Source organism: Roseateles sp. T103, assembly GCF_057219915.1.
Genome location: NZ_JBXVVS010000001.1, coordinates 1,242,466 through 1,253,903 on the forward strand (window position 1 = coordinate 1,242,466; position 11,438 = coordinate 1,253,903).

The window sequence follows — 11,438 nt, forward strand, 5'->3', positions numbered from 1 at the left end:
GAGTGGGCAAAAAAAAACCAACCGGGTACGGTTGGTTCTTTCAGTTCGTGGTGGAGCCGGCGGGAATTGAACCCGCGTCCGCAAGCCATCACCGGGCAGTTCTACATGTTTAGCCCTCTGATTTGAGTCTCACGCCGTCGTCGCGCAGGGGCACGCTACGAACAACGCCAGTCACTTGATCTCACACCAGACTGTGTGACACAGCCAGATGCCAGCCGATGTGAATGACCTCTCAGCCTAGCCTTGCGGCATCGACCCGGCCCATCGGCCAACCGTTGAGAGGCTCACCGGTGTTTAAGCGGCGAGGGCAAACTTTTCGTCGTTTGCAGTTACTTTGTTCCAGTGGATTTACGAGCGGACTGGTGCTCGACATGCCCTACTCCGGATCCGCACCCACGTCGAAACCAGGTCGGCCCCAGAACTTCGCATTTTAGGCCAGCCGCAGCCATTTCAAGAGCTGATCAGGCGAATCGACGACGATATCTGCGCCCCAGTCCTCAACCGCAGGCCCCAACCCCAGATAACCCCAGGCAGCAGCGACCGTTCGCATTCCTGCGGCTCGACCGGCCTGGATATCGCGCTCGTCGTCGCCGACATAGATGCAGTGGCAGGGATCCGCGCCGATACGCCGCGCCGCTTCCAGCAAGGGGGCCGGATGCGGTTTGGCGTGCGGCGTGGTATCGCCGCCAATGACGGCCGCTGCTCTTTGGTGCAGACCCAGGCCAGTGGTCACCGGCAAGGCAAAGCGCTCGGCCTTGTTCGTCACGATGCCCCAGGGCAGGCCGCGACGCTCGAACACCTCGAGCAGCGCCGGGATGCCAGGGAAGACCGCTGTAAGACGAAGCATGCGCGCCTCGTAGCGGGCAAGAAACTCACCGCGCATGGTCTCGAAGTCGGTGTCCGAGGGCCCAATGGAGAAGCCGGCCGACAGCATGCCGCGCGCACCGGCGCCGACCATCGCACGCAAGCCGGGGTATGGCAGCTCTGGCAGCCCGCGCTCCAGGCGCATCTCGTTGACAGTGCCGGCCAGATCCGGCGCGCTGTCTATCAGGGTACCGTCCAGATCGAACAGCACAGCGCCAAGGGAAAGCTGTCCCTGCGCAGCAAGGTTCATCGTTTGCACGCTCACAAGGGAGAGAGCCAATCAGGCGGGACGGCGACAGGACATGAAGTAGTTGACGTCCGCATTACCGCCTGTCGCATATCGCTGGGTCAGCGGGTTGTAGTGCATGCCAGTGATCGCGGCCAACTCCAGGCCGGCATCGCGACAGCCCTGGGCCAATTCAGCCGGGCGGATGAAGCGGGCATATTCATGCGTGCCGGCCGGGATCATCTTGAGCAGGTACTCAGCCCCCACCACGGCAAGCAGGAAAGACTTGATGTTGCGATTCAGCGTGGACAGGAACACCCATCCCCCTGGCTTGACCAGGGTGGCACAGGCCTTGAGCACGGAACCAGAATCGGGCACATGCTCGAGCATCTCCATGCAAGTGACCACGTCGAAGCCGCCGGGCTGCTCTGCGGCAAGTTCCTCCACGGCAATCTCGCGGTAGTCGACGCCCTCGGTGCCCGCCTCCATCGCATGCAGTCGCGCCACCTTCAGCGCCCGGCCAGCCAGGTCTATGCCCAGCACGCTGGCGCCCCGGCGGGCCATCGAGTCGCTCAGGATGCCACCGCCGCAGCCCACATCCAGCACTCGCTTGCCTACCAGCGGGCACTGCGATTCGATCCAGGCCAGCCGAATCGGATTGATCTGATGCAAAGGCTTGAATTCGCTGTCCTGATCCCACCAGCGGTGGGCCAGTTCACCGAATTTCTCGAGTTCCTGTGGATCGGCGTTCGTCATGACGGCCATGGTAGCGAATCGAGTTCGGACCAAAAGAAAAAAGCCCCGCCGCGGCGGGGCTCGTCGGGTCGGGCCCAGGGCCCGACGCGCTGATTACTTCAGGTTGCGAGTACCGACCACTTCGATCTCGACGCGGCGGTTCTTGGCACGACCTTCGGCGGTCTTGTTGTCGGCGACAGGCTGCTTCTCGCCCTTGCCTTCGGTGTAGACGCGGTTCTTCTCGACGCCCTTCGAGACCAGATAGGCCTTCACGGCTTCAGAACGACGCACCGACAGCTTCTGGTTGTAGGCATCCGTACCGACGCTGTCGGTGTGGCCAACGGCGATGATCACTTCGAGATTGATGCCGCCGGTCTTGCTGACCAGGTCATCCAGCTTGGCCTTGGCTTCGGGCTTCAGCACAGCCTTGTCGAAGTCAAAGAATGCGTCGGCAGCGAAGGTCACCTTCTCGCTGACGGGCTTCGGCGGAGCGGGAGGAGCTGCGGGCTTGGCCGGAGCCGGAGCCGGGGCCGGAGCCGGGGCAGCCTTGGGCGGTTCAGCCTTCGGGGCGGGCTTGAGGGCGCCGTCGCAGTCGGCAGCAGCCGTGGCCGGCGTCCAGCTCGCATCACGCCAGCACAGTTCGTTGGTACCGTTCTTCCACACGGTACCGTCGCTCGCACGCCAGTTGTCAACGGTCTGAGCAAAGGCGCCCGAAGCAGCAACAGCAGCGACTGCGAAGAGCGATGCCACACGATTCAGTTTCTTCATGATTCTCCTCTCGAGGAAGGCCGCAGTTGCCCTGCGAGTATCCAAAAACCGCAACAAAACCCTCAGATGAAATCTGTAGCGACTGCTCACCTGGGGACCAAATCATTGTGCCATAGGCCAACGGGACCGATGGATTCTCATCGCAGCGCAAGCGAGGCTCCGCCTCATTGTTGCGAAGGAACTACAAGCCGCGCCACTTAGAATTCACGCTTTCCGCACATCCGACGAGCCGGCCGTTCAGCCTGCGAGTCCAGACCACAGCGCAGCATGACCCAGTTCGCAAAAGAGACACTGCCAATCAGCCTCGAAGAGGAGATGCGCCGCTCCTACCTCGATTACGCGATGAGCGTGATCGTGGGTCGGGCCCTGCCGGACGCGCGCGACGGCCTCAAGCCGGTGCACCGTCGCGTGCTGTTCGCGATGCACGAGCTGAACAACGACTGGAACAGGCCGTACAAGAAGTCGGCACGTATCGTCGGCGACGTCATCGGCAAGTACCACCCGCACGGTGATACCGCGGTGTACGACACCATCGTGCGCATGGCCCAGGATTTCTCGCTGCGGCACATGCTGGTCGATGGTCAGGGCAATTTCGGCTCGATCGACGGCGACAACGCCGCGGCGATGCGGTACACAGAAATCCGCCTCGACAAGATCGCGCACGAAATGCTCGCCGATATCGACAAGGAAACCGTCGATTTCGGACCGAACTACGACGGTTCGGAAAAAGAACCGCTGGTACTGCCGACCAAGCTGCCGAATCTGTTGGTCAACGGCGCGGCGGGTATCGCCGTGGGTATGGCGACGAATATCCCGCCGCACAACCTCAACGAGGTGGTGGACGCTTGCCTGCACACGCTGAAGAACCCCGACTGCTCGATCGACGAGCTGATGGAGATCATTCCGGCGCCTGACTTCCCGACCGCCGGCATCATCTACGGGGTCTCGGGCGTGCGCGATGGCTACCGTACCGGTCGCGGCAAGGTGGTGATGCGTGCCAAGGTCCATTTCGAGGACATCGACCGCGGCCAGCGCCAGGCGATCATCGTCGACGAGATCCCCTACCAGGTGAACAAGAAGACCCTGCTGGAGCGGATCGCCGAACTGGTGCAGGAAAAGAAGATCGAAGGCATCAGCCACATCCAGGACGAGAGCGACAAGTCCGGCATGCGGGTGGTCATCGAGCTCAAGCGCGGTGAAGTGCCCGAGGTGGTGCTGAACAACCTGTACAAGCAGACGCAGCTGCAGGACACCTTCGGCATGAACATGGTGGCGCTGATCGACGGTCAGCCCAAGCTTTGCAATCTGAAGGAACTGGTCACGGTCTTCCTGGAGCATCGCCGCGAGGTGGTGACCCGACGTACCGTGTTCGAGCTGCGCAAGGCCCGCGAGCGCGGCCATGTGCTGGAAGGCCTGGCCGTCGCGCTGGCCAACATCGACGAGTTCATCGAGACGATCAAGAGCTCGCCCACGCCGCCGGTGGCCAAGGCGGCGCTGATGAACAAGAGCTGGGACAGCTCGCTGGTGCGCGAGATGCTGTCGCGCGCCGAGGGCGGCGCCCAGGCCTACCGCCCCGAAGGCCTGTCGCCGAATCTGGGCCTGCAGCCCGATGGTCTCTACCGCCTGTCTGAAGACCAGGCCGGAGAGATCCTGCAGATGCGCCTGCAGCGCCTGACCGGCCTGGAGCAGGACAAGATCGTCGGCGAGTACAAGGACGTGATGGCGCAGATCGCCGACCTGCTGGACATCCTGTCCAAGCCCGAGCGCGTCACCGTCATCATTGGCGAGGAACTGCTCGCGCTGAAGCAGGAGTTCGGCCAGACCAAGCTCGGCGCGCGCCGCAGCCTGATCGAGCACAACGCGCAGGAGCTCGGCACAGAGGATCTGATCACGCCCACCGACATGGTCGTGACGCTCTCGCACACCGGCTACATCAAGAGCCAGGCGCTCAGCGAATACCGCGCGCAGCGCCGCGGCGGCCGCGGCAAGCAGGCCACGCAGACCAAGGAAGACGACTGGATCGACCAGCTCTTCATCGCCAACACGCACGACTGGATCCTGTGCTTCTCCAACCGCGGCCGCGTCTACTGGCTCAAGGTCTGGGAAGTGCCGCAGGGCTCGCGCGCTTCGCGCGGCAAGCCCATCGTCAACATGTTCCCGCTGCAGCAGGACGAGAAGATCACCGTCGTGCTGCCGCTGACGGGCGAGTTCCGCGCCTTCCCCGAGGATCACTACATCTTCATGGCTACGGCCCTTGGCACGGTCAAGAAGACCTCGCTGAAGGACTTCAGCAACCCGCGCAAGGCCGGCATCATCGCGGTGGACCTGGACGAAGGCGACTACCTGATCGGCGCCGCACTGACCGACGGCAAGCACGACGTCATGCTGTTCAGCGACGGCGGCAAGGCGGTGCGCTTCGATGAAGACGACGTGCGGCCGATGGGCCGCCAGGCGCGCGGCGTGCGCGGCATGATGCTCGAGCCCGACCAGAGCGTGATCGCGATGCTGGTCGCCGAGGACGAGACGCAGAGCGTGCTCACCGCCACCGAGAACGGCTACGGCAAGCGCACCTCCATCGTCGAGTACACCCGTCACGGCCGCGGCACCAAGGGCATGATCGCCATCCAGCAGAGCGAGCGCAACGGCAAGGTCGTCGCCGCGACGCTGGTGCGACCCGAGGACGAGATCATGCTGATCACCGACAAGGGCGTGCTGGTGCGCACCCGTGTGGCCGAGATCCGCGAGCTCGGCCGCGCCACCCAGGGCGTGACGTTGATCGCGCTGGATGACGGCGCCAAGCTTTCCGGCCTGCAGCGCATCGTCGAGAACGACGCCAACGACAGCAGCGCCGGCGAAGCGGCGAACGCCGATCCCAGCAATGACGGCGATGCAGCCGCGAAGGAGTGATCTTGAACATCCGCACCATGATCGCCGCAGCCGCACTGCTGGCTGGCAGTCAGGCCGCCCTGGCGCAAGCCGCTGCTCCGGCGGCCAGTAGCAGCCCGGCGAAGAAGGAGCTGGTTGCCAAGTTGGTGCAGTTGCATCAGCCCCTCTTCGATGGCATGGGGCGCGGTCTGCTGCAGGCGCCCGTTGGCAACCTGATGCAGGCGGCGGTGCAAGCGCTGCAGCAGTTGCCGCCCGACAAGCGCGAGGCAACAGCAAAGGCGATCGAGGCAGACATCAAGAAGTTCGTCGACGAGACCGCACCGGTCATCTCGGCCCGCGCCACCAAGGTCGGCCCGGATACCGCCGCCAAGCTATTCGACGAGCGCTTCAGCGAGGACGAACTGCGGCAATTGCTGACCTGGCTGGAGTCGCCGGTGAACAAGAAGTACGCCCAGTTCGGCAGCGAGTTGCAGAAGCAGGTCACCGAGAAAGTGGTTACCGACAACCGCAGCATGATCGAGCAGCGGCTGCGCACCCTGGAGCAGTCCGTGAGGAAGCACCTGGGCATCCAGCCTCCTGCAGCGCCGGCAGCCGAGCCAGGCAAGAAGTAGGCTCAAGTTCACAACTCACCCCAGTTCCACGCCAGCCGCCAGTCGCCCAGTTTCATGCAGCGCCCATTCAATTTCTCGGCCGGACCGGCCGCCCTGCCCGAAGAAGTGCTGCGTCAGGTCGCGGCGGAGATGCTGGACTGGCACGGCTCGGGCATGAGCGTGATGGAGATGAGCCACCGCGGCAAGGAGTTCATCTCCATCGCCGAGGCGGCCGAGGCCGATCTGCGCGAACTGCTGCAGGTGCCCAAGGAGTTCCACATCCTGTTCATGCAAGGCGGCGGGCTGGCCGAGAACGCCATCGTGCCGATGAACCTGGCCGGCCGTGGCGGACACGGCAAGGTGGATGTGGTGGTCACCGGCTCCTGGTCGCGCAAGAGCGCGCAGGAAGCCAAACGCTATGCCGACGTGCACATCGCTGCCGATGGCGCGGGCGATCGCTACACCCGCCTGCCCGATCCCGCGAGCTGGAAGCTGAGCAAGGACGCGGCCTATGTGCACATCTGCAGCAACGAGACCATCGACGGTGTGGAGTTCCACGCGCTGCCCGACCTGAAGGCGCTGGGCTGCGACGCGCCGCTGGTGGCCGACGTGTCCTCGCACCAGCTCTCGCGTCCGATCGACTGGAGCAAGCTTGGCCTGGCCTTCGGCGGCGCGCAGAAGAATATCGGCCCGGCCGGACTGACGCTGGTCTTCGTGCGCGAGGACCTGCTCGGCCATGCGCAGCCGGTCTGCCCCTCGGCCTTCGACTACAAGACCGTGGCCGCCGCGCAGTCCATGTACAACACGCCGCCGACCTTCGGCATCTATGTGGCCGGCCTGGTGTTCAAGTGGCTGAAGAAGTTCAGCTATGCCGGCAAGACCGGCCTGGCCGCGATCGAGCAGCGCAACGTCGATAAGGCGCGCCTGCTCTATGCCGCGCTGGACGAATCCAATCTCTTCGAGAACCGCGTCGCGGCCGACTGCCGCTCGCGCATGAACGTGCCCTTCTACCTGAAGGACGAGTCTCTCAACGACGCATTCCTGTCCGGCGCCAAGGAGCGCGGACTGCTGCAACTCAAAGGCCACAAGTCCGTTGGCGGCATGCGTGCATCGATCTACAACGCCATGTCGCTGGAGGGCGTGCAAGCCCTCGTGGCATACCTGAAGGACTTTGAGGCGCAATATGGCTGATGGAGCCCCGTTGACTCCACCCCCTGTCGACCCGGCGCTGCTGGCGCTGCGCGACCAGATCGACGCAGTCGACCGCGAACTGCTGGACCTGCTGAACCGCCGCGCGGCGCTGGCCGGCGAGGTCGGCGAGATCAAGAAGAAGGAAGGCTCGGTGGTTTTCCGCCCCGAGCGCGAAGCCCAGGTCATCGACGGTCTGAAGGCGCGCAACCCCGGACCGCTGAAGAACGACAGCGTCGCGCCGATCTGGCGCGAGATCATGTCGGCCTGCCGCGCGCTGGAGACGCCCACACGCGTGGCCTACCTGGGCCCGGCCGGCACCTTCAGCGAACTGGCCGCGTTGGGCTTCTTCGGCAGCTCCATCGTGCAAGTGCCCTGCGCCAGCATCGACGAGGTGTTCCGCGTCACCAGCACCGGTGCGGCCGACTTCGGCGTCGTGCCGGTGGAGAACTCGACCGAAGGCGTGGTCGCGCGCTCGCTGGACCTGTTCCTGACCACGCCGCTGTTCATCATCGGCGAGACCAGCCTGTTCGTGCGCCACAACCTGCTACGCCGCGAGAACTCGCTGGACGACATCCAGGCCGTCTGCGCGCATCCGCAGGCGCTGGCGCAATGCCATGGTTGGCTGTCCAACCACTTGCCGCATGCCGAGCGCCGCCCGGTGGCGAGCAACGCCGAAGGTGCGCGCCTGGCCTCGCTGGACAAGCGCCTGGCGGCCATCGCCAGCGAGCGCGCCGGCAGCGAGTACGGCCTGCATGTGGTGGCGCCGGCCATCCAGGACGATGCGCACAACCGCACGCGCTTTGCCATCGTCACCCATCCGGACCGCCATCCTGCACCGGGCGCTTCGGGCCACGACTGCACCAGCCTGGTCGTCTCGGTGATCAACAAGCCGGGCGCAGTGCACGACATGCTGGTGCCGCTGAAGGTGCACGGCGTATCGATGACGCGTTTCGAGTCGCGCCCGGCGCGTTCGGGCCAGTGGGAGTACTACTTCTTCATCGACCTGCAGGGCCATCCGGACGAGCCGCATGTGGCCCAGGCCATGCGCGAACTGCGCAGCGTCTGCGCCTTCTTCAAGGTGCTGGGCACCTATCCGCTGGACACCCACTGAGCTGTTGGCAGGAAGGCAGCAAGCGATGTTCAATCAACTCGGCGTGATCGGCTGCGGCCTGATGGGCGGCTCCTTCGCGCTGGCGCTGAAGAAGGCCGGCCTGGTCAAGCGCGTGGTCGGCTACAGCAAGTCCCCGTCCACCACCGAGACCGCCAAGCGCCTGGGCGTGATCGACCAGGCGGCGGAGTCCGCGCTGCTCGCCGTGTCCGGCTCAGACATCGTGTTGCTCGCGGTGCCGGTGGCGGCGACCGAAGCCACACTGAAAGCGGTGCGCCATCTGGTCTCGCCGGACGTGCTGTTCATGGACGTGGGTTCGACCAAGTGCGACGTGGTCGATGCCGCCAGGCGCACGCTGCGCGATCGGCTGCCCAGCTTCGTGCCGGCCCATCCGATCGCGGGCAAGGAGTCCAGCGGCGTGCAGCACGCCGATGCCGCGCTCTACCAGGGCAAGCAGGTCATCCTCACGCCGCTGCCCGAGACCAACGGCACGCTGGTGCAGCGTGCCACCGATGTCTGGTCGGCGCTGGGCGCCCGGGTGTTGAAGATGACGCCGGAAAACCATGACGCGGCGTTTGCCGCGGTCAGCCATCTGCCGCATCTGCTGGCCTTCGCTTTCTTCGAGGGCGTCGCCAGGCAGCCCGCCGGCCGCGACTATCTGAGCCTGGCCGGCCCGGGCTTTCGCGACTTCACGCGCATCGCCGCCAGCGACGCGGCGATCTGGCGCGACATCCTCGTCGCCAACAAGGCCGAGGTGCTGGCGCAGTCGCAGCTCTTCCGAGCAGCGCTCGACGAACTCGAGGCCCTGGTGCGCGACGGCGATGCTGCCGGCCTCGAAGAGCGTCTGCGCAGCATCGCCGAAGGCCGCGCGCACTGGCATATGGGTCACCCTGGCGGCACGACGCGCACAAGGCGCTGACCTTCTCGACTGACCGCCGCCTCGCCCAGCGCCCTTATTCCTGCCCTCGATGTTCAAGATCCCCTTCCTCGACCTGCCGCCGCTGCGCGAAGCCGCCGGCATCGTGCGCCTGCCCGGCTCCAAGAGCATCTCCAACCGCGTGCTGCTGCTCGCCGGTCTGTCCGAAGGCCAGACCCTGGTGCACGACCTGCTGGACTCCGACGACACCGCGGTGATGCTCGCCGCGCTGAAGGAACTCGGCTGCACGCTGGAGCAGCAGCCTGGTGGCGCGCTGAAGGTCACCGGCATCGGCGCGCGCCTGGGCCGCAAGCAAGCCAAGCTCTTCCTCGGCAACGCCGGCACGGCGATGCGCCCGCTGACCGCGGCGCTGGCGCTGCTTGCCGCCACGCAGGGGGGCGAGTTCGAGCTCAGCGGCGTGCCACGCATGCACGAGCGGCCGATCGGCGACCTGGTCGATGCGCTGCGCGGCCTGGGCTGCGCCATCGACTGCCTGGGCAACGAGGGCTACCCGCCGTTGCTTTTGCGCGGTCCTGCGGCGCTGAAGCTCGACGAGCCGGTGCGCGTTCGCGGCGATGTCTCCAGCCAGTTCCTCACGGCGCTATTGCTCGCACTTCCCTTGGTCGCCGAGCGGGATGTCGTGATCGAGGTCGTCGGCGAGCTGATCTCCAAGCCCTACGTGCACATCACGCTGGAGCTGCTCGCGCGCTTCGGCATCACGGTGGTCAACGACGGCTGGCAGCGCTTCACCATCCCCGCCGGCAGCCGCTACCGCTCGCCGGGCGAGGTGCATGTCGAGGGCGATGCCTCCTCGGCCAGCTATTTCGTCGCGCTGGGCGCGATCGCCGGCGTCGATGCCCCGGTGCGTATCGAAGGCTGCGGCTCGGCCTCGGTGCAGGGCGATGTGCGCTTCGTCGATGCCGCCATCGCGATGGGCGCCCGGGTCGAGATGGGTCCGAACTGGATCGCGGTGCGTCGCGGCGCCTGGCCGCTGAAGGCGCTGGATCTGGACTGCAATCACATCCCCGACGCCGCGATGACGCTGGCGGTGATGGCGCTCTATGCCGACGGCCCGACGACGCTGCGCAACATTGCCAGCTGGCGCGTTAAGGAGACCGACCGCATCGCTGCCATGGCCTGCGAGCTCCGCAAGCTCAGTGCCGACGTCGAGGAAGGCCCGGACTGGCTGCGCGTGCATCCGCTGCGCGCCTGGCAGGCTGCAGCAATCCATACCTACGACGACCACCGCGTGGCGATGTGCTTCTCGCTGGCGGCCTTCAACGGCCTGCTCGGCACCCCTGCTGTGGGCGTGCGCATCCTCGACCCCGGCTGCGTGGCCAAGACCTTCCCCGATTACTTCGAGACCCTGTTCGATGTGGTCAGCGCCCGCGTCGAGGACATCCCGGTGATCACCATCGACGGCCCGACCGCCTCCGGCAAGGGCACCTTGGCCGACGAAGTCGCCAAGCAACTGGGCTACCACGTGCTCGACTCCGGCGCGCTCTACCGTGCCACCGGCCTAGCCGCGAGCCGGCAAGGCATCGACCTCGACGATGCGACTGCCGTCGCGCGTGTCGCCGCGACGCTGGAGCTGCGCTTTGCCGATGGCCGGGCGTACCTGGCCGGCGAGGACATCAGCGACGCGCTGCGCGAGGAAGCCACCGGGCTGATGGCTTCGCAGGTGGCAGCCCATGGCGCGGTGCGCCATGCCCTGCACCAGCTGCAGCTCGACTTCCGCCGCCTGCCGGGCCTGGTCGCCGACGGGCGCGACATGGGCTCCACGGTCTTTCCCTCGGCAGCGCTGAAGGTGTTTCTCACCGCCAGTGCCGCCACGCGCGCGGAACGGCGCTATAAGCAATTGATTTCCAAGGGAAAACCGGCTAATATCGCGGACTTGCGTGCGGATCTTGAAGCGCGCGACGCTCGCGACAAGGGTCGCACCGCGTCGCCTCTGCAGGCCGCCGCAGATGCGCAGCTGCTCGACAACTCGGCGCAGACCATCGAGGAATCTCGTGATCTGGTGCTGTCTTGGTGGGCAGAACGCGGGCCGCTGAACGATCGGCGTTGATCGGAAAGCGGTCCAGGATCTCTGGGCCTGCCTGGAGTTCCGCATGGGCCCGCCGCCCTTCCCTCCGGACGTCAGTCCATCGAGGG

At 65.7% G+C, this 11,438-nt stretch carries 9 protein-coding genes and 1 other RNA gene; 6 read left to right on the plus strand and 4 right to left on the minus strand.

Features of this window, described 5'->3' with window-relative positions; translation table 11 throughout:
* Positions 1–48: 48 nt before the first annotated feature.
* The 4 genes from ssrA to ompA all read right to left on the minus strand — a co-directional run bounded on the left by ssrA (position 49) and on the right by ompA (position 2,593).
* Positions 49–417: a transfer-messenger RNA gene (ssrA, locus tag AC2EBS_RS05435) on the minus strand.
* 13 nt (positions 418–430) lie between these two features.
* Positions 431–1,075 (minus strand): phosphoglycolate phosphatase, encoded by a 645-nt coding sequence (gph, locus tag AC2EBS_RS05440; protein ID WP_484727342.1) that lies wholly within the window; start codon positions 1,073–1,075, stop codon positions 431–433.
* A gap of 69 nt (positions 1,076–1,144) precedes the next feature.
* Positions 1,145–1,855, minus strand: a complete 711-nt coding sequence (ubiG, locus tag AC2EBS_RS05445; protein WP_484727343.1) for a bifunctional 2-polyprenyl-6-hydroxyphenol methylase/3-demethylubiquinol 3-O-methyltransferase UbiG — start codon at positions 1,853–1,855, stop codon at positions 1,145–1,147.
* A gap of 84 nt (positions 1,856–1,939) precedes the next feature.
* A complete protein-coding gene (ompA, locus tag AC2EBS_RS05450; RefSeq protein ID WP_484727572.1) occupies positions 1,940–2,593 on the minus strand; it encodes an outer membrane protein OmpA in 654 nt (217 codons plus the stop codon).
* Between the two features lie 267 nt (positions 2,594–2,860).
* Between ompA and gyrA the strand changes: the two genes are divergently transcribed.
* From gyrA to AC2EBS_RS05480, 6 genes are read left to right on the plus strand one after another with little or no spacing between them, the layout of a single operon-like run.
* A complete protein-coding gene (gene gyrA / locus AC2EBS_RS05455) occupies positions 2,861–5,500 on the plus strand; it encodes a DNA gyrase subunit A (RefSeq protein ID WP_484727344.1) in 2,640 nt (879 codons plus the stop codon).
* A gap of 2 nt (positions 5,501–5,502) precedes the next feature.
* Entirely contained in the window at positions 5,503–6,090 is a 588-nt protein-coding gene (locus AC2EBS_RS05460; RefSeq protein ID WP_484727345.1) for a DUF2059 domain-containing protein, read from the plus strand.
* A gap of 54 nt (positions 6,091–6,144) precedes the next feature.
* Positions 6,145–7,260 carry a 3-phosphoserine/phosphohydroxythreonine transaminase gene (gene serC, locus AC2EBS_RS05465; protein WP_484727346.1) on the plus strand — a complete coding sequence of 372 codons (1,116 nt, stop codon included), beginning with the start codon at positions 6,145–6,147 and terminating at the stop codon, positions 7,258–7,260.
* Entirely contained in the window at positions 7,253–8,371 is a 1,119-nt protein-coding gene (pheA, locus tag AC2EBS_RS05470) for a prephenate dehydratase (protein WP_484727347.1), read from the plus strand. Before serC ends, pheA begins: the two co-directional genes overlap by 8 nt.
* Before the next feature lie 25 nt (positions 8,372–8,396).
* On the plus strand, positions 8,397–9,287 hold the full coding sequence (locus AC2EBS_RS05475; protein WP_484727348.1) for a prephenate dehydrogenase: 891 nt from the start codon (positions 8,397–8,399) through the stop codon (positions 9,285–9,287).
* A 49-nt stretch (positions 9,288–9,336) separates the two neighbouring features.
* Complete coding sequence (locus AC2EBS_RS05480; RefSeq protein WP_484727349.1) at positions 9,337–11,352, plus strand: bifunctional 3-phosphoshikimate 1-carboxyvinyltransferase/cytidylate kinase; 2,016 nt, start codon at positions 9,337–9,339, stop codon at positions 11,350–11,352.
* Positions 11,353–11,438: the final 86 nt, after the last annotated feature.

What these genes read in the sequence shown, in the direction of transcription:
- ompA (WP_484727572.1), bottom strand. Translation starts at nt 2,593, where the DNA reads ATGAAGAAACTGAATCGTGTGGCATCGCTCTTCGCAGTCGCTGCTGTT.
- AC2EBS_RS05480 (WP_484727349.1), top strand. Translation starts at nt 9,337, where the DNA reads ATGTTCAAGATCCCCTTCCTCGACCTGCCGCCGCTGCGCGAAGCCGCC.
- AC2EBS_RS05475 (WP_484727348.1), top strand. Translation starts at nt 8,397, where the DNA reads ATGTTCAATCAACTCGGCGTGATCGGCTGCGGCCTGATGGGCGGCTCC.
- ubiG (WP_484727343.1), bottom strand. Translation starts at nt 1,855, where the DNA reads ATGGCCGTCATGACGAACGCCGATCCACAGGAACTCGAGAAATTCGGT.
- pheA (WP_484727347.1), top strand. Translation starts at nt 7,253, where the DNA reads ATGGCTGATGGAGCCCCGTTGACTCCACCCCCTGTCGACCCGGCGCTG.
- gyrA (WP_484727344.1), top strand. Translation starts at nt 2,861, where the DNA reads ATGACCCAGTTCGCAAAAGAGACACTGCCAATCAGCCTCGAAGAGGAG.
- serC (WP_484727346.1), top strand. Translation starts at nt 6,145, where the DNA reads ATGCAGCGCCCATTCAATTTCTCGGCCGGACCGGCCGCCCTGCCCGAA.